The organism is Ectothiorhodospira shaposhnikovii (assembly GCF_047222355.1).
Lineage (GTDB): Bacteria > Pseudomonadota > Gammaproteobacteria > Ectothiorhodospirales > Ectothiorhodospiraceae > Ectothiorhodospira.
Genome location: NZ_CP178333.1, coordinates 2,678,612 through 2,699,611 on the forward strand (window position 1 = coordinate 2,678,612; position 21,000 = coordinate 2,699,611).

General features: G+C 64.1%; 16 protein-coding genes, 1 tRNA gene and 1 pseudogene. 7 read left to right on the forward strand and 11 right to left on the reverse strand.

The annotated features are described in order from the left end of the window. Positions 1-85: 85 nt before the first annotated feature. Positions 86-487: pseudogene (locus ACLF6L_RS12255) on the forward strand (porin); the annotation flags it as partial. Positions 488-646: 159 nt separating this feature from the next. Here the strand turns inward: ACLF6L_RS12255 and ACLF6L_RS12260 are convergent. From ACLF6L_RS12260 to ACLF6L_RS12280, 5 genes are all read right to left on the reverse strand, one after another. After that, positions 647-720, reverse strand: a tRNA-Gln gene (locus ACLF6L_RS12260). Positions 721-857: 137 nt separating this feature from the next. After that, positions 858-1,250, reverse strand: coding sequence for a 30S ribosomal protein S9 (rpsI, locus tag ACLF6L_RS12265; RefSeq protein WP_008931148.1), 393 nt, complete (start codon positions 1,248-1,250; stop codon positions 858-860). Between the two features lie 58 nt (positions 1,251-1,308). Continuing rightward, positions 1,309-1,737, reverse strand: coding sequence for a 50S ribosomal protein L13 (rplM, locus tag ACLF6L_RS12270; protein WP_008931149.1), 429 nt, complete (start codon positions 1,735-1,737; stop codon positions 1,309-1,311). Positions 1,738-1,820: 83 nt separating this feature from the next. Further along, positions 1,821-2,462 carry a 2-polyprenyl-3-methyl-6-methoxy-1,4-benzoquinone monooxygenase gene (gene coq7, locus ACLF6L_RS12275; RefSeq protein WP_238615751.1) on the reverse strand — a complete coding sequence of 214 codons (642 nt, stop codon included), beginning with the start codon at positions 2,460-2,462 and terminating at the stop codon, positions 1,821-1,823. A gap of 218 nt (positions 2,463-2,680) precedes the next feature. Continuing rightward, the gene (locus ACLF6L_RS12280; protein ID WP_412851773.1) at positions 2,681-3,910 is read right to left on the reverse strand and encodes a (Fe-S)-binding protein; all 1,230 of its coding nucleotides are present in this window, start codon (positions 3,908-3,910) and stop codon (positions 2,681-2,683) included. 107 nt (positions 3,911-4,017) lie between these two features. Here ACLF6L_RS12280 and ACLF6L_RS12285 point away from each other — a divergent pair, with 107 nt between their 5' ends. The 5 genes from ACLF6L_RS12285 to ACLF6L_RS12305 all read left to right on the forward strand — a co-directional run bounded on the left by ACLF6L_RS12285 (position 4,018) and on the right by ACLF6L_RS12305 (position 10,898). Then, the gene (locus ACLF6L_RS12285) at positions 4,018-4,743 is read left to right on the forward strand and encodes a YdiY family protein (protein ID WP_412851774.1); all 726 of its coding nucleotides are present in this window, start codon (positions 4,018-4,020) and stop codon (positions 4,741-4,743) included. A 44-nt stretch (positions 4,744-4,787) separates the two neighbouring features. Beyond that, positions 4,788-5,093 carry a (2Fe-2S) ferredoxin domain-containing protein gene (locus tag ACLF6L_RS12290; RefSeq protein WP_040404944.1) on the forward strand — a complete coding sequence of 102 codons (306 nt, stop codon included), beginning with the start codon at positions 4,788-4,790 and terminating at the stop codon, positions 5,091-5,093. Positions 5,094-5,378: 285 nt separating this feature from the next. Then, positions 5,379-6,956: a bifunctional phosphoribosylaminoimidazolecarboxamide formyltransferase/IMP cyclohydrolase gene (gene purH, locus ACLF6L_RS12295; RefSeq protein WP_412851775.1), complete on the forward strand. Its 1,578-nt coding sequence runs from the start codon at positions 5,379-5,381 to the stop codon at positions 6,954-6,956. A 26-nt stretch (positions 6,957-6,982) separates the two neighbouring features. Next, positions 6,983-8,263, forward strand: coding sequence for a phosphoribosylamine--glycine ligase (gene purD, locus ACLF6L_RS12300; protein WP_412851776.1), 1,281 nt, complete (start codon positions 6,983-6,985; stop codon positions 8,261-8,263). Positions 8,264-8,426: 163 nt separating this feature from the next. After that, positions 8,427-10,898, forward strand: coding sequence for a glycogen/starch/alpha-glucan phosphorylase (locus tag ACLF6L_RS12305; protein WP_412851777.1), 2,472 nt, complete (start codon positions 8,427-8,429; stop codon positions 10,896-10,898). 122 nt (positions 10,899-11,020) lie between these two features. Here ACLF6L_RS12305 and rho read toward each other — a convergent pair whose 3' ends face one another. Beyond that, positions 11,021-12,280, reverse strand: a complete 1,260-nt coding sequence (gene rho / locus ACLF6L_RS12310; RefSeq protein WP_238615745.1) for a transcription termination factor Rho — start codon at positions 12,278-12,280, stop codon at positions 11,021-11,023. Between the two features lie 230 nt (positions 12,281-12,510). Then, positions 12,511-12,837 (reverse strand): thioredoxin TrxA, encoded by a 327-nt coding sequence (trxA, locus tag ACLF6L_RS12315; RefSeq protein ID WP_008931158.1) that lies wholly within the window; start codon positions 12,835-12,837, stop codon positions 12,511-12,513. A gap of 144 nt (positions 12,838-12,981) precedes the next feature. Here trxA and rhlB point away from each other — a divergent pair, with 144 nt between their 5' ends. After that, positions 12,982-14,433: an ATP-dependent RNA helicase RhlB gene (rhlB, locus tag ACLF6L_RS12320; RefSeq protein WP_412851778.1), complete on the forward strand. Its 1,452-nt coding sequence runs from the start codon at positions 12,982-12,984 to the stop codon at positions 14,431-14,433. Between the two features lie 43 nt (positions 14,434-14,476). On the opposite strand, the gene ACLF6L_RS12325 is transcribed toward rhlB, so the two are convergent. From ACLF6L_RS12325 to aspS, 4 genes are all read right to left on the reverse strand, one after another. Beyond that, entirely contained in the window at positions 14,477-15,415 is a 939-nt protein-coding gene (locus tag ACLF6L_RS12325; RefSeq protein ID WP_412851779.1) for a dimethyl sulfoxide reductase anchor subunit family protein, read from the reverse strand. A 6-nt stretch (positions 15,416-15,421) separates the two neighbouring features. Further along, complete coding sequence (locus tag ACLF6L_RS12330) at positions 15,422-16,117, reverse strand: 4Fe-4S dicluster domain-containing protein (protein ID WP_008931161.1); 696 nt, start codon at positions 16,115-16,117, stop codon at positions 15,422-15,424. A gap of 36 nt (positions 16,118-16,153) precedes the next feature. Further along, positions 16,154-19,054: a molybdopterin oxidoreductase family protein gene (locus tag ACLF6L_RS12335; RefSeq protein WP_238615742.1), complete on the reverse strand. Its 2,901-nt coding sequence runs from the start codon at positions 19,052-19,054 to the stop codon at positions 16,154-16,156. Positions 19,055-19,203: 149 nt separating this feature from the next. Next, positions 19,204-20,982, reverse strand: a complete 1,779-nt coding sequence (aspS, locus tag ACLF6L_RS12340) for an aspartate--tRNA ligase (RefSeq protein ID WP_412851780.1) — start codon at positions 20,980-20,982, stop codon at positions 19,204-19,206. Positions 20,983-21,000 lie beyond the last annotated feature (18 nt).

The following is a 21,000-nucleotide window of genomic DNA, read 5'->3' on the forward strand; positions in this document are numbered from 1 at the left end:
CACGCCGTTTATAACATTAAGCTGCATGTTGTTTTTGTGACCAAGTACCGTCGCCCTTGCCTGCATGAAGAACTGAGGGACTACCTGGCGTCTGGCCGCCTCCTACCGGATCACCTCGGACTTCCGCCTGGCAGGCTTTTATCAGCAGACGGAAAACACCCGCGGCGTGAAAGGTCAGGAGGCGGATGTCTTCGGTATTGCCGGTCAGTACCGCATCAGCCCCTCCGTGTACCTGAATGCCCACTGGTTCACCCTGGACTCCGATCTGGAGAAGCGGGATGCCAACCTGTATGCCATCGGTCTGGAATATCGGGTGGACAGCGCCCTGCGCTTCTACGGCAATCTGGCCTTCATGGATAATGACGACAATTCCGGCCTGACCCCCTGGGGCGCGGCCCGCAGTGCCGCTCCTTCCACCGCGGAAGGAGTGAATGCCCGCGGCGAGACGGCCACCGCCTTCTCTCTTGGCATGCGGTACGACTTCTAAGGGATGATGCCTTTTCGGGCAGGGACGCCCGCCTCTGCTTCAGCGCGCATGTGACGCGCCTGCCCGGATTCCATCCGGGCTTTTTTTTGGTTCGAACCTGGTGGCTCCTTGAATCACATCCATGAAAAAGGCCCCGCGAGGGGGCCTTTTTCATGGATGTGGCTGGGGGACCAGGATTCGAACCTGGGTTGACGGAGTCAGAGTCCGTAGTCCTACCGCTAGACGATCCCCCAATAAAACCGAGGCGTAAATCTACAGCATGACGGGGTGTTGAATCAAGCCCCGAAATAAAAACTGAAAAACCATCCCCCACGAGGCCATCCTGATGGATAGCCCCGGGGTGACTGCAAGCCGTCCCCGTCGTCGGGGATCAGCGCTTGCTGAACTGAGTCGCGCGACGTGCCTTGCGCAGACCGACCTTCTTACGCTCGACCTGACGGGCGTCGCGGGTCATGAAGCCGTGGGTGCGCATGGCGCCACGCAGCTTCTCGTCGTATTCCACCAGAGCGCGGGCAATACCCAGACGGATGGCACCGGCCTGACCGTTGGCACCGCCGCCCTTCACCGTGGCCACGATATCGAAACGATCCAGGCTTTCGGCCACTTCCAGCGGCTGACGGACCACCATGCGGGAGGTCTCACGCCCGAAGTAGACGTCCAGGGGCTTGTTGTTGACGGTGATCTCGCCCTTGCCGGGGCGGAGAAAAACCCGCGCAGAAGCCTCTTTGCGGCGTCCGGTTCCGTAGTTCTGGGTTGTTGCCATCTCTTGACCTGCTCTATGTGCTGCCCGGCCACGCAAGGCGGCCGGATCAGGGTGTTGTTCAGATTTCCAGCGGCTGGGGCTGCTGGGCGGCGTGGCTGTGCTCGGCTCCGGCATACACCTTGAGCTTCTTGAACATGGCCCGGCCCAGGGGGTTCTTGGGCAACATGCCCTTCACCGCGATCTCGATGAGGCGCTCGGGGGCGTTCTCACGGATCTGCTGCGCGCTGGCGGACTTCATGTGACCGACGTAACCGGTGTGCCGGTAGTACATCTTGTCGGTTTCCTTGTTGCCGCTGAGGCGCACCTTGGAGGCATTCACGATCACGATGTAGTCACCGGTATCCACGTGCGGGGTATACACGGGCTTGTGCTTGCCGCGCAGGCGGCGAGCCACTTCGCTGGCGAGCCGGCCGAGGGTCTTGCCGGAGGCATCAACCACGTACCAGTCGCGGGTGACTTCAGCGGGCTTGGCGCTAAAGGTCTTCATTCCTGAACTCCAGGGTGCACATGAATCACGGAAAGCGCGCAATGATAACGGGGAAGTGCCCGGGTGACAAGGGGGGATTCCGTTCAAATCCACCAGGTCGTCCCGGTCATCACCTTGGCGGTCACCGGCATCACCAGCTTGCGCAGGGGCCAGGGCAGGACTTCCCCGCCCAGGGACATGGCCAGTTCGCCATGATGGGCCTCGTCGATCTTCATCTGCTCCAGTACCGCCCGGGTCGGCGCGTCCTCGGGGACGACCCGGGCCAGATGTTCATCCAGATGACGGATCACCTGCTGCTCCGTCTCGTGCACGAAACCCAGGCTCCACTTGTCGCCCGCCGCTCCGGCCAGGGCGCCGATGGTGAAGGCGCCGCCATACCACAGGGGGTTGAGGAAGCTCTTGTGGGTGCCCAGGGCCGCCAGACGGCGTTCGCACCAGAGCAGATGATCGTTTTCTTCCCGGGCGGAGCGTTCCATGCGCTCGCGCACCTCGCCGCCACGGGCAGTGAGGGCCTGCCCCTGGTAGAGCCCCTGGGCGGCCACCTCCCCCGCATGATTGATGCGCATGAGGCGACCGGAGAGGACGCGGGCGTTGTCATCCAGTTCCGGTTCCACCACCGACCGGGCCGGGTCCGGGCGCTCGGTGGCGCGGGGACGGCCGAACAGGGTGCACAAACCTTCATCAATGGCAGACAGCAGGCGATCGGTGGGGCTCAGTTGGCGCATGGAGGGCTGACACGGGCTGTGGGCATGTCTATGAAGATACTGCAAGTTCAGCAGCAGGCAAACCTGCTAAAGACAGGGGTTTTCAGGACGAGTACCGACCGTCCCCAACCGTGATGAGGCAACAATCTTTCGATACCACCAATTCGCCGGCAAACCAATTCCCTCAAGGGCTTCCAACCGATGGGGAAGCACCCCCGAGCGCGAAGGAGGAACGAGTTCTATGAACCGGGCGGCAATCCACAACGACTGTCAATGAGCTGAGCAAGACTCATGACCGATATCGCCAGCTTGCGGCGCCGGATACCGGCCGCCAGGTGCAGGCCGCAGCCCACATTGGCGGTGACGAGCACGGCCGGCGCCAGCGCCGCAAGGGCATCCAGCTTGGGAGCCAGCAGCCGGTCGGCCATCTGTGGATGGGTCAGCATGTGACTGCCGGAACCGCCGCAACAAAAGGCGTTGTCCGGCAAGGGAGTCAGCTCCACACCGGGCAGGCGCCGCAGCAGGGCCTCCATCCATCCGTGCTCGCGCAACCCGTACCGCAAGGTACAGGGCGTATGGAAGACCACCTTGAGGGGAGTCTCGATCAGTTGCAACGGCGCCAGGTCCACGTCCGCCAGCAACCGGCACAGGCCGGTCACCCGCTCACCGAATCCGTCGCCGCCGCCGGCCCGCAGATGGACACGACAGCCGCTGTTCAGACTCAGGACAGGCCCCTCACGCCCGGCGAAGACCGCCCGATTGCGGCCCGCAAGCTCCGCCGCGTCCCCGGCACGACCGGCATGATGATCCAGCGCCCCGCAGCATACCTGCCCTTCCGGCAGCACGACCCGGTAACCCAGGCGCCCGAGCAACCGGGCGGCGGCCTCCAGCGAAGGCCCGTCAAAGGTCTCCGCGGTACAGCCGGCGAACAGGAACACCGTGCCCCGCACGTCGTCCACCGCGGCATCCGCCGCGGCCGAACGCCCCACCAAAGACGCCCGCGGCGGGGGCGCCACATCCGGCAGAAAGGACGCCGCGCGGGCCGCGCCCGGTCGATCATCCGCGCCCAGGCGGGCGGCCAGCCTGCCCAGACCCAGGCGCCCGGCCACCCGCAGCCCCTCGGATGCCGCGCGTCTGGCGCCCCCATGACGCAGCAGATACCCACCCACCAGACCGGCCCCTCGCGGCGGCGGGATCAGGCTCGCCCGCGTCGCATCCATCAAACTGCCGAAGGGCACGCCGGAAGGACAGACCGCCTCGCAGGCACGACAGCCCACACACCCCTCCAGGTGTCGGCGCACTGCCGCGTCATCTCTCAGGGCGCCGCTCATCAGCCCCTGCATGAGGGTGATGCGGCCACGGGGGGAGTCGCCCTCATCCCGGGTGACCCGGTACGTGGGGCAATGGGGCAGGCACAGACCGCATTTCACGCAGCGGTCGGTATCCCGCAGGATATCGTCATGGTTCATGGCGGAGCGCACTTGAAAAGCGGCGGCATCAGGGCCGTCCTCCAGTGGGTGAGGCGGGATCTGTTAGAGTGTCCGGCCAGATTCACCCGCGGACACTCCGATCAATCATGTTTTTCAGAACACTGTCGCCCTATTGTATCAGCCTGCTCCTGTTCACCCTGCCGCTCCAGGCTGGAGAATGGGGTGACAACGAGGGCTGGAGTGGACAGGCGGAACTGGGGGCGATCCTGACCAGCGGCAATACCGACTCCGACAGCTTCAACGCCCGCACCAGGATTCGTCACGAGCAGATGCTGTGGCGCCACACCCTGCAACTGGAGGGACACCTGGCCTCGGAGGACGGCACCACCACCAAGGAGCGCTATCTGGGGGCCTTCCAGAGCGATCACAAGGTCTCCGACCGGGATTACCTGTTCGGCGCCCTCAGGGCGGAACGGGACCGATTCAGCGGCTACGAGTATCAGCGCAGCCTGGCCGCCGGCTATGGTCGCCGGGTGGTGGATTCACCACGCACACGCCTGAATCTGGAGGCCGGCGCCGGTCTGCGTCAGGACAAGCTGGAGGACGGCAGGCAGGAAGACGAAGCCATCCTGCGCCTGGTGGGCGCGCTGGATCATCGCATCGGCGACAATGCCCGCTTCACCGAAGACCTGCTGATCCAGGCCGGCGACGACAATACGGAAATCGAATCCGTGGCCGCCCTGCGCATGCGCATCAATGCCAAGTTTTCCATGCGCCTGTCCCTGACGGTCAGGCACAATACGAACGTACCGGAAGACCGCAAGAATACCGACACCACCACGGCGGTGAATCTGGTCTATGACCTGTGGTAGGAATCCCGTTGACCGTCCCTCCTGATCTGGAACCGGAAAACAAGATGAGCCATTTCAAACGACACATCTTCTTTTGCACCAACTGCCGCGAAGACGGCAACTGCTGCGAACATTTCGAGGCCTCCCGACTGCGCGATCATGCCAAGAAGCGGGCCAAGGCCCTGGGCATCCATGGCCAGGGCGGCGTGCGGGTGAACGCCGCCGGCTGTCTGGATCGTTGCAATGAGGGGCCGGTGGCCGTGGTCTATCCGGAAGGGGTCTGGTACACCTTTGTCGATGAAAAGGATATCGACGAAATCGTGGACGAGCACCTGCAACATGGTCGGGTGGTGGAACGCCTGCGAATCTAGATCCCGCCGGGCGGACCGAGACTTAAACCATTGGTCCTCGATGGAACACCGCCCGTCGTCCTGCATGAAAAAAATGTCCGTCCGCCTTGACATGTGCAGTGCAGCATACGATAGTTAGAACCATATCGTCTCGCGGATCTCTCCGCATTCGGTATACTCCTCCATCCTCCTTTGGTGGTTTTGGCGCGGCCCCCTCAAGCCGCGCTTTTTTTTGCCGGTGGCCTTGGGTTCCCGCGGGCGCGTATAATTCCCAGTCTTTTTGTCATCACCAGACTGGCCGAGCCCATGACCCAAGCAATTTCCCGACCCGTGACCCGCGCGCTCATCAGCGTTTCCGACAAGACCGGCCTGCTGCCCTTTGCCCAGGCACTGGCGACGCGGGGCATCGAGATCCTCTCCACCGGCGGCACCGCGAAACTCCTCATGGAAGAAGGCATCCCGGTCAAGGAGGTCTCCGCCCATACCGGTTTTCCCGAGATGATGGACGGCCGGGTCAAGACCCTGCACCCGAAGATCCACGGCGGTATCCTGGGGCGTCGGGGCATGGACGACGAGGCCATGCAGACCCACGACATCCCCCCCATCGACCTGGTGGTGGTAAACCTCTACCCCTTTGAAGCCACCGTGGCCCGCCCCGGCTGCAGCCTGGAAGACGCCATCGAGAACATCGACATCGGCGGCCCGGCCATGGTACGTGCCTCGGCCAAGAACCATGCCCATGTGGGCATTGTGGTGGACCCATCCGACTACGACCGGGTGCTGGAAGCCCTGACCGCCGGTGACGGCAACCTGCCCCATGCCCTGCGCTTTGAACTGGCGGCCAAGGCCTTTGCCCATACCGCCCGCTATGACGGCGCCATCGCCAACTACCTGACCGGCGTGCAGGACGCACAGACCCGGGCCCCCTTCCCCGGCACCCTGTCCCTGCAGTTTGAAAAAAGCCTGGACCTGCGCTACGGCGAGAACCCCCATCAGTCCGCCGCCTTCTACCGGGAACGTCATCCCGCCGAGGCCGGCGTGGCCACCGCCCGCCAGATCCAGGGCAAGGCCCTGTCCTTCAACAACATCGCCGACACCGACGCCGCCCTGGAATGCGTGAAGCAGTTCGAGGCCCCGGCCTGCGTCATCGTCAAGCACGCCAACCCCTGCGGCGTGGCCGTGGCCGCCGACATCCTGGCCGCCTATGACCTGGCGTTTGCCACCGACCCCACCTCCGCCTTCGGCGGCATCATCGCCTTCAACCGCCCCCTGGACGGCAAGACCGCCGAGGCCATTGTGGCGCGTCAGTTCGTGGAGGTGATCATCGCCCCCGAGGTCTCCCCGGAGGCCGTCAAGGCCGTTTCCGGCAAGCCCAACGTGCGTCTGCTGGCCTGCGGCCAGTGGGGTGAAGCCGGCGGTGGCTGGGACTTCAAGCGGGTCAACGGCGGCCTGCTGGTTCAGGACCGGGATCTGGGCCAGGTCAGCGAATCCGACCTGAAGCTGGTTTCGGAACGCGCCCCCACCGACCAGGAGAAGGCGGATCTGCTGTTCGCCTGGCGGGTGGCCAAGTTCGTCAAGTCCAACGCCATCGTCTACGCCCGGGACGGCCGTACCATCGGCGTCGGCGCCGGCCAGATGAGCCGGGTGTACTCCGCCCGCATCGCCGGCATCAAGGCCGCCGACGAGAACCTGCAGGTCTCCGGCTCGGTGATGGCCTCGGACGCCTTTTTCCCGTTCCGCGACGGCATCGACGCCGCCCACGAGGCCGGTATCACCGCCGTGATCCAGCCCGGCGGCTCCATGCGGGACGAGGAAGTGATTCAGGCGGCCAATGAGCACGGCATGGCCATGCTGTTCACGGGCATGCGACATTTTCGGCATTGATTCTTGGGGCTAACGAGGAGAACACGATGAAAATTCTCATCATCGGCGGCGGTGGCCGCGAACATGCCCTGGCCTGGAAGGCGGCCCGGTCGCCCCGGGTGGACACGGTCTTCGTGGCCCCCGGCAATGCGGGCACGGCCCGGGAAGCGGGCTGCCGCAACCTGGACATCGGCGCCGAGGACATCCCCGGTCTGCTGGCCTTTGCCCGGACGGAAGGCATCGACCTGACCATCGTCGGCCCCGAAGCCCCCCTGGTGGCCGGGGTCGTGGACGCCTTCAGGGCCGAGGGCCTGGCCATTTTCGGCCCGACGAAGGACGCCGCCCGCCTGGAAGGCTCCAAGGCCTTCTCCAAGGACTTTCTCGCCCGCCACCGGATCCCCACGGCCGCCTACGGCAGCTTCACGGATCTGGACGAGGCGCTGGCCTACCTGCGCGCCCAGGGCGCGCCCATCGTGGTCAAGGCTGATGGACTGGCCGCCGGCAAGGGCGTGATCCTGGCCCGGACCCTGGCGGAAGCGGAGGCCGCGGTGCGCGACATGCTGGCGGGCAACGCCTTCGGCGAGGCCGGTCACCGAGTGGTGATCGAGGAGTTCCTCAGCGGTGAGGAGGCCAGCTTCATCTGCATGGTGGACGGCGAGCATGTGCTGCCCATGGCCACCTCCCAGGACCACAAGGCCCGGGACAATGGCGACCAGGGTCCCAACACCGGCGGCATGGGCGCCTACTCCCCGGCCCCGGTGGTCACCCCCGAGATCCATGAGCGCATCATGAACCAGGTGATCCTGCCCACGGTGCGGGGCATGGCGGCCGAAGGCACCCCCTACACCGGCTTTCTCTATGCCGGGGTGATGATCGATGCCCAGGGCATCCCCAAGGTGCTGGAATTCAATTGCCGCTTCGGCGACCCGGAAACCCAGCCCATCATGATGCGGCTGCGTTCGGACCTGATCGAACTGGTGGAGGCCGCCCTGGCGGGTCGCCTGGACCGGACAGAGGCCGACTGGGATCCCCGCGCCGCCCTGGGCGTGGTGCTGGCGGCCGGCGGCTATCCCGCCGATTACCGCAAGGGGGACGTGATCCGGGGCCTGCCGGATACCGATGCCGAAGACGCCAAGGTGTTCCATGCGGGCACGACCCTGAAGGACGGCCAGGTAGTCACCCAGGGCGGACGGGTACTGTGCGCCGTGGGACTGGGCGAGCGGGTCAGTGATGCCCAGGCCCGGGCCTACGCGCTGACGAAGCAGCTGAACTGGGATGACGTCTACTACCGAACCGATATCGGGTATCGGGCCGTGGCCCGGGAATGATCCCCCGGGCGCCGCACCCCATCCGGCAACGGCGGCCGGGCTGAAGCCCGGCCGCCGCAGTGGCGCCATCGGTGGCCACTTCACCCGCGATTTTATTTTTCATTCAGGATAGGTTAGTAAGTAGACATATCCAACAGACTCACGCCTCGGGAGCAGGAGCCTCATGAAAACCCTGGAAATGGTCCACGAATACGACCCCCGCCCCCTGCCCTGCGACAAGGACTCGCTCAAGGAGTCCATTCGTGACGCCCTGATCCACATCGTCGGCAAGGATCCCCTCACCGCTACCCCCCGGGACTGGCTACACGCCGTCTCCTTCGCCGTCCGGGAACGCATCATCGAGCGGCGCATGTATACCAAGCGCCTGTTCGACCAGGAACAGGTCAAGCGGGTCTATTACCTGTCCATGGAATACCTCATCGGCCGCATGCTGGTGAACAGCCTCATGAATCTGGGTTTCTACGAAGCCTGCTGCGAGGCCCTGGAAGAGATGGGGGTGAGTCTGCACGAAATCATCGACATGGAGTCCGACGCGGCCCTGGGCAACGGCGGCCTGGGCCGGCTGGCCGCCTGCATCCTGGACTCCATGGCCAGCCAGTGCCTGCCCGGGTACGGCTACGGCATCCGCTATGAGTTCGGCATGTTCCACCAGGGCATCGAGAACGGCGAGCAGGTGGAGCATCCGGACAACTGGCTGCGCTACGGCAACCCCTGGGAATTCCCCCGGCCGGAAAAGATCTTCCCCGTGCATTTCTACGGCTACGTGGTGGAACACCGGGAACGGGGACAACCCCGCTATCACTGGGAGGACGGCGAGGAAGTCATCGCCATGGCCTATGACTACCCGACCCCCGGCTTCGGCAACAAGAACGCGAACAACCTGCGGCTCTGGGCCGCCAAGGCCACCCGGGACTTCGATCTGGATTATTTCAACGAAGGCGACTACATCCGCGCCGTGCGGGAGAAGATCGAGTCCGAGACCATCTCCATGGTGCTCTACCCCAATGATGCCACCGCCATCGGCCGGGAACTGCGCCTGAAGCAGGAGTACTTCTTCGTCTCCGCCTCCATCCAGGACATCCTGCACCGACACGCTGAACTGGGCTATCCCATCGAGTCACTGCCGGACAAGGTGGCCATTCAGCTCAACGACACCCACCCCGCCATCGCCATCGCCGAACTCATGCGACTGCTGGTGGACAGCCATCAGCTTCCCTGGCAAAAGGCCTGGGAGCTGACCCGGGGCGTGTTCTCCTACACCAACCACACCCTGATGCCCGAGGCCCTGGAAACCTGGCCGGTGACGCTCATGGAGCGGGTGCTGCCGCGCCACATGCAGATCATCTACGACATCAATTTCCACTTCCTCAACGAGGTCCGTCACAACTTCCCCGGAGACAACGACATCGTCCGTCGCTTGTCCATCATTGATGAAAACCATGGTCGCCAGGTACGCATGGCCCATCTGGCCGTCGTCGGCAGTCACATGGTCAACGGCGTGGCGGCCCTGCATACGGAACTGCTGAAAAAGCACCTGTTCAACGACTTCTACCGTCTGTGGCCGGACCGGTTCGTCAACATCACCAACGGCATCACGCCCCGGCTCTGGCTGAACCAGGCCAACCCGGCACTGGCGGACCTGATCACCCGACATATCGGCAACAACTGGACCATGGATCTGGAACAGCTCAGGAGGCTGGAACCCCTGGTGGACAACAGGGACTTCCGCCGCGAATTCCAGCAGGTGAAACGACGCAACAAGGAACGTCTGGCGGAACTGGTGAAGCGGCAGATGGACATCACCATCAGCCCGGACGCCCTGTTTGATATCCAGATCAAGCGGATCCACGAGTACAAGCGGCAGCTGCTCAACGTGCTGCATGTGATCACCTTCTACAACCGGATACGGGAAGGGCGCGCCGAGGAGCAAGTGTCGAGGGTCACCCTGTTCGCCGGCAAGGCGGCCCCCTCCTATACCCGGGCCAAGCAGATCATCCGGCTGATCAATGACGTGGCCGACGTGGTGAATCATGACCCCATGAACCCCAAGCAGCAGGTGGTCTTCCTGCCCAATTACGATGTGAGTACCGCCGCCGTGATCATTCCGGCAGCCGATCTTTCGGAGCAGATTTCCACCGCGGGCACCGAGGCATCCGGCACCGGCAACATGAAACTGGCCCTGAACGGCGCCATGACCATCGGCACCCTGGACGGGGCCAATATCGAGATCCGGGAGGCGGTGGGCGAGGAGAACATCTTCATCTTCGGCATGAATGCCGAGGAAGTGGAACGGCTCAAGCGGGAAGGCTATCGACCCCGGGATTTCTATGAGTCCAACGACGAACTGCGTCGGGCCCTGGACATGATCCGTGACGGTTTCTTCTCACCCCAGGAGCCGGGGCGTTACCGGGATCTGGTCAATAATCTGCTGACCGAGGACCAGTACATGGTGCTGGCGGATTATGCGGACTATGTCCGCGCCCATGAGGCGGTGGATGCCCTGTACCGCGATCCGGAGGCCTGGATGCGCAAGGCGATGCTGAACACGGCACGGATGGGGTATTTCTCCATCGACCGCACGGTGATGCAGTATGCGCAGGAGGTCTGGGGCATCTCCCCGGAGGGGTGGGTCTGAGGGGGGCTTCACTGGATCCCCGCTTGCGCGGGGATAACCACATCCGTCACTCCCGCGAAAGCGGGAGTCCAGAGCGGGCCGCCCAGGAAGCATGGAGGCGGCAACAGCCCTGAAGTGCAGCCTCAGCTGCGCTTCATCATGTCGAAGAATTCGTTGTTGGTCTTGGTGGACTGCAGACGACCCAGCAGGAAATCCATCGCTTCCAGTTCATCCATCGGGTGCAGGAACTTGCGCAGGATCCACAGCTTCTGCAACTCTTCCGGATCGGTGAGCAACTCTTCGCGACGGGTGCCGGAGCGGTTGATGTTGATGGCCGGGTAGACACGCTTCTCGGCAATCCGGCGGTCCAGATGGACTTCCATGTTGCCGGTGCCCTTGAACTCCTCGTAGATCACCTCGTCCATCTTGGAGCCGGTATCGATCAGGGCGGTGGCCAGGATGGTCAGGCTGCCCCCTTCCTCGATGTTGCGGGCGGCACCGAAGAAACGCTTGGGACGATGCAGGGCATTGGCATCCACACCACCGGTGAGCACCTTGCCGGAAGACGGCACCACGGTGTTGTAGGCCCTCGCCAGACGGGTGATGGAATCCAGCAGGATTACCACATCCCGCTTGTGTTCCACCAGACGCTTGGCCTTCTCGATGACCATCTCGGCCACCTGCACATGGCGGCTGGCCGGCTCGTCGAAGGTGGAGGACACCACTTCACCCTGCACCATGCGCGACATCTCCGTCACTTCCTCGGGACGTTCGTCGATCAGCAGGACAATGAGATAACATTCGGGATGGTTGGTGGTGATGCTCTGGGCAATGTTCTGCAGCATCAGGGTCTTGCCGGCCTTGGGCGGGGAGACGATCAGACCGCGCTGACCCTTGCCGAAAGGCGCCACGATGTCGATGACCCGGGCGGTGATGTCTTCGGTGGAGCCGTTGCCCCGCTCCATGCGCATGCGCTGCGAGGCATGCAGCGGCGTGAGGTTCTCGAACAGGACCTTGTGCTTGGCGGCTTCCGGCGGCTCGAAATTGATCTTGTCCACCTTCAGCAGCGCGAAGTAGCGCTCGCCTTCCTTGGGAGGGCGAATCTTGCCGGAGATGGTGTCGCCGGTGCGCAGGCTGAAGCGGCGGATCTGACTGGGGGAGACATAGATGTCGTCCGGCCCGGCCAGGTAGGAACTGTCCGCCCCCCGCAGGAACCCGAAACCATCCTGCAGGATCTCCAGCACTCCGTCTCCGAAGATGTCCTCACCGCTCTTGGCGTGAGACTTCAGGATGGCGAAGATGATGTCCTGTTTTCGCGCCCGCGCCATCCCTTCAAGTTCCATGGACTGCGCGAGTTCTACCAGCTCGGAGGCCGATTTACGCTTGAGTTCGGTGAGGTTCATATAGAGGTTCGAGGGAGGGGTTGTCTATGAAAGTTTTCAGGCGGACAGGGCGGACCCACAAGGAATGGCCTGGGAAACCGGTTTCAGGTTCGGTCGGATCTGAATTCGAGAAGGGATGCCACCCGAGCGGGCGGCCGGCAAGACATGAATGACTTTTTATGTCCGTTACGTTAACACGCAATCCACAGGGCGTCCAGCCCGTTTTATACGGGTTGGACGCCGGGGGGCTCTCAGATATTCTGGTCGATGAAGGCGGTGAGCTGGGACTTGGACAATGCCCCCACCTTGGTCGCCTCCACATTGCCGCCCTTGAACAGCATCAGGGTCGGAATGCCACGAATGCCGAACTTGGGAGGGGTGGCCGGATTTTCGTCAATGTTCAGCTTGGCCACCTTGAGCTTGCCGTCGTACTCCGCGGCAATCTCGTCCAGAATCGGGGCGATCATCTTGCAGGGACCGCACCACTCCGCCCAGTAGTCCACAAGTACCGGCTGCTCGGACTTGAGGACATCGTCCTCGAAGCTTGCGTCCGTGACATAGGTGATGTTTTCACTCACTACAATTGACCTCCGGTTAGAATGTCGGCGTCGCCCCGCGGGGTATCAGGTTCCGGACGGCACGACGCGCCGCTAAATTGAATCCCATTCGGATCGGCATTTCAAGTCTACTTCAATGATATCGCGAGGAAAGGCCCCATCTCCATGACGGACCAACATCTTTCCGAGACCAGTTTCTCAAAACTCGATCTTCCCGAGCCGGTACGCCAGGGCCTGGAAGACGCCGGGTTCTCCCATTGCACCCCCATCCAGGCCCTCGCCCTGCCCCACGCCCTGACGGGCAAGGACGTGGCCGGCCAGGCCCAGACCGGCACCGGCAAGACCGGGGCCTTCCTGATCACCGTCCTGACCCATCTGATCCGGCATCCCGCCCCGGCGGACCGACGCCCGAATCAGGTCAGGGCCCTGATCCTGGCCCCCACCCGGGAACTGGCCATCCAGATTCACAAGGATGCCCAGGTGCTGGGCGCTCATACCGGCCTGACCCTGGGACTGGCCTACGGCGGCACCGATTACGACAAGCAGCGCAAGCAGCTGGCCGACGGCGTGGACATCCTCATCGGCACCCCCGGGCGCATCATCGACTACTTCAAGCAGAAGGTCTTCGATCTCAGACGCTCCCAGGTCCTGGTGCTTGACGAGGCCGACCGCATGTTCGATCTGGGCTTCATCAAGGACGTGCGTTTCTTGCTGCGCCGCATGACTCCGGCCACCGAGCGCCAGTCCATGCTGTTTTCCGCCACCCTCTCCTGGCGGGTGATGGAACTGGCCTACGAGCACATGAACAACCCGGTGAAGGTGCAGACCCGGGATGAGCAGGTCACCGCCGAACGGGTGCGCCAAGTGATCTACTACCCCGGTAACGAGGAGAAGATCCCCCTGCTGCTGGGGATCATGAAGCGCTCCAGCCCGGACCGTTCCATGGTGTTCGTCAATACCAAGCACATGGCGGAAAAGGTCACGGCCTGGCTGCAGGGCAACGGCATCCGTGCCGCCCTGCTGTCCGGCGATGTCCCCCAGCGCAAGCGCCAACGGTTGCTGGCCCAGTTCGAGACCAGCGAATTCCAGGTCCTGGTGGCTACCGACGTGGCGGCCCGCGGGCTGCACATCCCCGATGTGTCCCATGTGTTCAATTTCGATCTGCCCCAGTCCGGCGAAGACTATGTCCACCGCATCGGCCGTACCGGCCGGGCCGGGGCGGAAGGCGACGCCGTCAGCTTTGCCTGTGAAGACTCGGCCTTCTACCTGCCGGAGATCGAATCGTATATCGGCTTCAAGATCGTCTCCGAGGCGGTGGATCCCGACCTGCTGCTCAAGGACCTGCAGCCGCCGGCGAAGATCGAGCGCAAGCGCGGCGGTCCAGGCGACCGGGGCAAGGACGGCGGCCGCGGCGAGCGCCGCCCCCGTTCCGATGCCGGCAAGTCCAGGGGTGGCGGACGCCGCAAACCCGGACCGAAAACCGAAGGCGACACACCGGCATCTTCCACGAGGACCGAGGACGCACCCGCGCCGGCCGGCCCGGCGGCGGAAGCCCCCCTCAAGCCCAGACGTCGCAGACGGCGCAAGCCGGCCGGGGAAGGCACGCCGGAGCGTTGAGAGGCTGAGGGAGGCTCGTTGCCGAGCCTCCCTCAAGCTTGCCTCAAGTCCGCTGCAACCCGTGATACAACATCACCCCATGACGGGCCTCGGCAAAGAACAGCCATCGCTCCAGCCCGATCCCGGCCAGGGCCGATACCAGCGCCAGGGCCAGCCAAAGGGATGATCCACCCGCCAGCACCATCCCCATCAGCAACAACGGCAGCAGGAAACCGAAGCCGAATACACCCAGTCGCACCCGGAAAATACGCCGCGCCCCCGGATCAAATCCGAATTCACGGGTCAGGAACGTGCCCGCCGTATGCCCCTGGTCCAGCAGCCGGACCCGCGCCTGGGTAAACCCGGTGGCGGTATTGAGGCTGGGACCGGTCACCTCCCGAATCCACAGGTAATACAGCCCCTTCATCACCCCGGCCAGCAGCAGGAGCCCCAGGGCCAGCAGCACCAGACCCTCGCTGCGCCCGCCGAAACCGGCATGGACCGCCGCCAGGGCCGTTGCCCCCAGGGCCAGCCCCAGCAGCAGGTAATTCGCCGGTGTCAGGGCGGTATTCCACTGACGGATGGTCTTGAGGCTGGCGTAGATCATGCCGGTGGTAAACACGGTGAGCAGGGCCAGGAACAGGGCCATGCCGCCGACCACCATCATCAGGGGACCGACCTCCACGCCGGCCCGCAGGATCTGCCACAGATAGATCAGGGCAAAAGGATAGAAGCTCAGGGCGCAGACCGCCTCCCGCGACAGCCAGGAGGTGCGCACCCGCATCACGGCGCGCCAGGCGTTCTTCGGGTTGTGCAGATGCAACGTGGACGAAAACAGGCCGAAGGTGATCAGGGCCAGGGCCAGCCCCAGCTGGGTCATCAGTTCACCATGCCCCGGCACGGGATACAGACCGGTGAGGTGCAGCAGCGTCACCAGACTGAACAGGCCGTACCCGGCCCCGGAGAGAACGGTGAAGAAGATCACTGAAAGTGCGGGATGCATGGGGGTTCACCTGGCAATGGCCTTGTTGACCCAGTCCTTCACGCTGGACATGAGACTGCCGCGCCGGACATCCGCCGTGGGCACGGCCGGGGCGCTGCGGGGCGGCAGATAGGTATTGGTGGGCTCGTAGCCCAGTTCCGGCATCAGTTTGCGCCCGCCCCGCTCCCGGGACAGACGGCTCACGGTGGAGTCCGGGTCATCGAAGTCACCGAAGTGTCGGGCATGGGCCGGACAAGTGATGACGCAGGCGGGCTGACGGTCCTCCGGCGCCAGGGCGTCATCGTAGATGCGGTCGATGCACAGGGTGCACTTCTTCATCACCCCGTCCCGGGGATCCAGTTCCCGGGCGCCGTAGGGGCAGGCCCAGGCGCAGAGGCTGCAACCCATGCATTTGTCCTGATCCACCAGCACGATGCCGTCTTCCCCGCGCTTGTAGGAGGCCCCGGTGGGACAGACCGTGACGCAGGCGGCATCGTCGCAGTGCATGCAGGAGAGGGGCATGTTGACGGTCTTGGTATGGGGGTAGTCGCCCACTTCGTAGTGACGCACCCGGTTGAACCATACGCCGCTGGGGGCGGCCCCGTAGGGGGACTCATCGGTCAACGGCCCCGTGGTGCCGGAGGTGTTCCACTGCTTGCAGGCCACGGCGCAGGCATGACAGCCCACGCAGGTGTCCAGGTCAATCACCAGGCCGAGTCGCATGTATCGGGTACTCCTGAACAAAATCGCACAACACAATCACGCCCTTCCCTTCCCACGGGTCAGCACATCCCACAGACTGCGCCGCAGGTTCACCCGCCGATGGGTCTGGTATCGCACCTGATCCGGTGAATCGGGCATCCCCGGCAGCGGTCTGACCGGCTCGAACTGGGGCCAGGCACCGACCTCTCCCGGCTTGGCCGGAGTGATCCTGACCCGCAGGTCATACCAGGCGGCCTGCCCGGTGATCGGGTCCGAGTTGGTCACGTTGTCCAGCCCGTCCCCCCGCTGCGGGAGCAGCTCCGAGATCAGGTGATTGAGCAGGAAACCCTTGCGGGATTCGTCCGCATCCCGCGCCAGTCCCCAGGCCCCGGACTGCTTGCCCAGGGCGTTCCAGGTCCAGACCGTATCCGGCTCCACCCCCTCCATCAGCTTCACCTGCACCCGGATGCGTCCATGGTGGGATTCCACCCACACCCAGGACTGGTCCGCGATGCCCATGGACGCCGCCCGGCCCCGGTTCATATAGAGAAAATTCTGGGCACAGATCTGGCGCAGCCAGGCATTCTGGGAGTCCCAGGAGTGGTACATGAACATGGGACGCTGGGTGATGGCATGGAAGGGATAGGCCTCCAGGTCCACCCTGCCCTGCTCCAGCGGGGCGTACCAGATGGGCAGCGGATCGAAATGGTTCACCAGACGGGCCTTGTGCTCCGGCCGCTTCGGCATGGGGCCGTCATACAACCCCTGCCCCGCCAGCTTGAAACGCTGCTGGGTCTCGGAATAGAGCTCCAGGACGATGGGGTCGGTGGATCCCACCCAGCCCGCGTGGCGGGCCAGTTCGAGATAGTCCCGGTTGCAGAATCGGTAGTATTTCTGACTGTCTTCCAGATGATGGACAAAGAAGCACTGATGATCCGCGTACTCCTGCCACTGGTTCGGGTTGGGGTCGCCCCGCAGGCTGTTCTGACCCTGGGCACCGCGCCAGCCGGCCAGAAAACCGATGCCCGGCTCTTTCTGGAAATTGACGATGAAGTCCTGGTAGGACGTGTAGCGGCGGGCGCCGTCCCCGGTGGTGAAGGCAGGGAAACCCAACCGACCCGCCAGTTCCACCAGCACTTCCTGCCAGGGACGCACGTCCCGGTCCGGCTCCAGGATGGGCTGGCGGATGGAATCCGCCGCCGCGTGGGGTTCGGAGATGGGCCGATCCAGCATGGAAATGGTGTCGTGGCGCTCCAGATAGGTGGTGTCCGGCAGCACCAGATCGGCGAAATTGACGATCTCCGCGTGGAAGGCGTCGGAGACCACCAGAAACGGAATCCTGTATTCCCCGTCCTCCCCCTTCTCCCGCAGCATGTCCATCACCTGGGCGGTGTTCATGGTGGAATTCCAGGACATGTTGGCCATATAGAGCATCAGGGTGTCGATGGGATAGGGATCCCCCTTCACCGCGTTGGTGATGACCATGTGCATGAGGCCGTGATTGGCCATGGGGGCGTCCCAGGAATAGGCCTTGTCCAGACGCAGGGGATTGCCCTCGGCATCGATCACCAGATCCTCGGGGCCGGTGGGAAAACCCAGGGGCGGGCGCTTGAGGGGTGTGTTGGGTGCCATGTCCCGGGCCGGCTTGATGCCCGGGGGGATGTGCTTGGGATAGGGCGGTTTGGACAGATGGCCGCCGGGCACGTCGATGGTCCCCAGCAGGATCTGCAGCAGGTGGATGGCCCGGCAGGTCTGGAAGCCGTTGGAATGGGCGGAGATGCCGCGCATCGCGTGCATGGACACGGGACGACCCACGAAACGATCATGGGTGCGACCGTAGGCATCGGTCCATTCGCATTCGATCTCGATGCTCTCCCTGAAGGCCACATGGGCCATTTCCAGGGCCAGTCGCTCGATCTGCTCGGCGGGCACGCCGCAACGTGGGGCGATGTTTTCCGGGGCGTATTCGTCGTCCAGATAGCGCTCCGCCAGCAGGCTCATGACGGTGCGCACGGGACGGCCGTCGGGCGCGATGTAGTCGCCGAACAGGGCCGGCTGGATCTCCGGCAGGGAGGCGTCCACCACATCCCCCAGTTCCAGGTCCCAGGCCAGGGGGTTGCCGTCCCGGTCCCGCAGGATCAGGCCGTGGCCCTTCTGGCCCGGGGTGTCCACCACCAGCCAGGGGGCGTTGGTGTAGCGTACCAGGTAGTCCCAGTCGAAGCGGTCATGGCGCAGCAGGACGTGGACCATGGACAGGGCCAGCAGGCCATCGGTACCGGGACGGATGGGCACCCATTCATCCGCCACCGCCTGATAGCCGGTACGCACCGGGTTGATGGAAACGAACTTGGCGCCCCGGCGCTTGAGGGTGTCGATACCGGCCTTGATGGGGTTGGAGGCATGGTCTTCGGCCACGCCCCAGAGCATGAAGTATTTGGTGCGCTCCCAGTCCGGGTCGCCGAACTCCCAGAAGGCATGGCCCATGGTATAGAGGCCGGCGGCGGCCATGTTGACGGAGCAGAAACCGCCGTGGGCGGCCCAATTGATGGTGCCGAACTGGGCCGCCCACAGGCCGGTGAGGGCCTGCATCTGATCACGCCCGGTGAAGAAGGCCAGCTTTTTGGGATCGGTGGCGCGGATACGGGCCAGACGTTCGGTGAGCTGATCGAGGGCTTCGTCCCAGGAGATGGGTTCGAACTCGCCGCTGCCCCGCTCGCTACCCGGCTTGCGGCGCATGGGATATCGCAGGCGGGCGGGAGACTGCTGCTTCATGATGCCCGCATTGCCCTTGGCGCAGAGCACCCCCTTGTTGACCGGGTGGTTGCGGTTGCCCTGGATGAAGCGGACCTGATTATTTTCCACCGTGACCTTGATCCCGCAGCGGCAGGCGCACATATAGCAGGTGGTGTACCGGGTCTGCTGCCGGTCGTGGTCTTCGAACGCGGGTAATGCGGTCATGCCCGTCACCTGTCTTGAGTGAATCTTCATGGATTCCTTTTAGCAGGAACCCGGACAGTGTGCGGTTTTGAGGGGGTCAACTCAAAGGGAAGTTTTTGATTCAGGTATAAGCCCGTGGGAGCCGGCAGGCCGGCTCCCACGGGAAATGCTTACACCGGTTTTTCGGTCTGCCGCAACCGGATACCCAGTTCCCGCAGTTGGGCTTCGCTGACCGGGGCCGGGGCCTGGGTCAGGGGGCAGGCGGCGGTCTGGGTCTTGGGGAAGGCCATGACGTCACGGATGGACTGGGCACCGGTCATGAGCATGACCAGACGGTCCAGACCGAAGGCGATGCCGCCGTGGGGCGGGCAGCCGTACTTGAGGGCATCCAGCAGGAAGCCGAACTTCTCCCGGGCCTCGTCTTCGCCGATGCCCAGCAGACCGAACACCGCCTGCTGCATGGCCATGTTGTGGATACGCACGGAACCGCCGCCCACCTCGGTGCCGTTGAGCACCATGTCGTAGGCGCGGGAGACCAGCTGGCCCGGATTCTCGGACAGGGCCGCCATATCGTCTGTGCGCGGCGCGGTGAAGGGATGATGCAGGGCCACCCAGCGGCCTTCCTTCTCGTCCAGCTCGAACATGGGGAAATCCACCACCCACAGGGGCCGCCAGCCCCGCTCCACCAGGCCCCGGTCGTGGCCCAGCTTGACCCGCAGCGCCCCCAGGGACTCATTCACCACCCGGGCCTTGTCGGCGCCGAAGAAGATCAGGTCGCCGTCCTCGGCACCGGTGCGGTTGAGGATCTCCACCACCACCGTATCCGGCAGGAACTTGAGGATAGGGGACTGCAACCCCTCGCGCCCGGCGTTGATGTCGTTGACCTTGATATAGGCCAGACCCTTGGCACCGTAACGACCGACGAAGCTGGTGTAGTCGTCGATCTCCTTGCGGGACACCTCGCCGCCCTTGGGCAGGCGCAGGGCGGCCACCCGACCGTTGGGATCCTTGGCCGGGCCGGAGAAAACCTTGAACTCCACCTCGGCCATCACGTCGGTGAGATCCACCAGCTCCAGGGGAATGCGCAGATCCGGCTTGTCGGAACCGTAGCGGTGCATGGCCTCGGCATAGGTCATACGCTGGAAGGGGGTGTGCAGGGGCACTTCCAGCACCTGGGCGAAGAGTTCGCGCACCATCTCTTCCATGAGTGTCATGATGGCCTCTTCATCCATGAAGGAGGTCTCGATATCCAGCTGGGTGAATTCCGGCTGGCGGTCGGCGCGCAGGTCTTCGTCGCGGAAGCAGCGCACGATCTGGTAGTAGCGGTCCAGGCCGGACATCATCAGCAACTGCTTGAACAGCTGGGGCGACTGGGGCAGCGCAAAAAAGCTGCCGGGGTGGGTGCGGCTGGGCACCAGGTAGTCGCGGGCACCCTCGGGGGTGGCCTTGGTGAGCATGGGGGTCTCGATGTCCAGGAAGCCGTGGGATTCCAGGAAGCGACGCAGTACCCCGGTCACCTGGGCGCGCATGCGCAGGCGGGTCTGCATGATCGGACGGCGCAGGTCCATGTAGCGGTAGCGCAGGCGGGTTTCCTCGCCCACTTCGTCCTCGTCCAGCTGGAAGGGCGGCGTCTCGGCGGCGTTGAGCACGGTCAGTTCGGTGCCCAGCACCTCGATGGCGCCGGTGCGCAGATCGGTGTTGACCGTGCCCTCCGGACGACGGCGGACCTTGCCGCGCACCTGCAGCACGTATTCACTGCGAACCCGCTCGGCGGTCCGGAACACCTCGGCCCGATCCGGATCGAACACCACCTGCACCAGACCTTCCCGGTCCCGCAGATCGACGAAGATAACGCCCCCATGGTCACGGCGACGGTTGACCCACCCGCACAGGGTCACCTCCTGGTCGAGCAGGGATTCATCGACGGTGCCGCAATAATGAGTACGCATGTCTTGCCTTCGCTGGTT

Coding starts and splice junctions, on each gene's coding strand:
- rpsI (WP_008931148.1), bottom strand. CDS start 1,250: ATGGCAACAACCCAGAACTACGGAACCGGACGCCGCAAAGAGGCTTCT.
- rplM (WP_008931149.1), bottom strand. CDS start 1,737: ATGAAGACCTTTAGCGCCAAGCCCGCTGAAGTCACCCGCGACTGGTAC.
- coq7 (WP_238615751.1), bottom strand. CDS start 2,462: ATGCGCCAACTGAGCCCCACCGATCGCCTGCTGTCTGCCATTGATGAA.
- ACLF6L_RS12280 (WP_412851773.1), bottom strand. CDS start 3,910: ATGAACCATGACGATATCCTGCGGGATACCGACCGCTGCGTGAAATGC.
- ACLF6L_RS12285 (WP_412851774.1), top strand. CDS start 4,018: ATGTTTTTCAGAACACTGTCGCCCTATTGTATCAGCCTGCTCCTGTTC.
- ACLF6L_RS12290 (WP_040404944.1), top strand. CDS start 4,788: ATGAGCCATTTCAAACGACACATCTTCTTTTGCACCAACTGCCGCGAA.
- purH (WP_412851775.1), top strand. CDS start 5,379: ATGACCCAAGCAATTTCCCGACCCGTGACCCGCGCGCTCATCAGCGTT.
- purD (WP_412851776.1), top strand. CDS start 6,983: ATGAAAATTCTCATCATCGGCGGCGGTGGCCGCGAACATGCCCTGGCC.
- ACLF6L_RS12305 (WP_412851777.1), top strand. CDS start 8,427: ATGAAAACCCTGGAAATGGTCCACGAATACGACCCCCGCCCCCTGCCC.
- rho (WP_238615745.1), bottom strand. CDS start 12,280: ATGAACCTCACCGAACTCAAGCGTAAATCGGCCTCCGAGCTGGTAGAA.
- rhlB (WP_412851778.1), top strand. CDS start 12,982: ATGACGGACCAACATCTTTCCGAGACCAGTTTCTCAAAACTCGATCTT.
- ACLF6L_RS12325 (WP_412851779.1), bottom strand. CDS start 15,415: ATGCATCCCGCACTTTCAGTGATCTTCTTCACCGTTCTCTCCGGGGCC.
- ACLF6L_RS12330 (WP_008931161.1), bottom strand. CDS start 16,117: ATGCGACTCGGCCTGGTGATTGACCTGGACACCTGCGTGGGCTGTCAT.
- ACLF6L_RS12335 (WP_238615742.1), bottom strand. CDS start 19,054: ATGACCGCATTACCCGCGTTCGAAGACCACGACCGGCAGCAGACCCGG.
- aspS (WP_412851780.1), bottom strand. CDS start 20,982: ATGCGTACTCATTATTGCGGCACCGTCGATGAATCCCTGCTCGACCAG.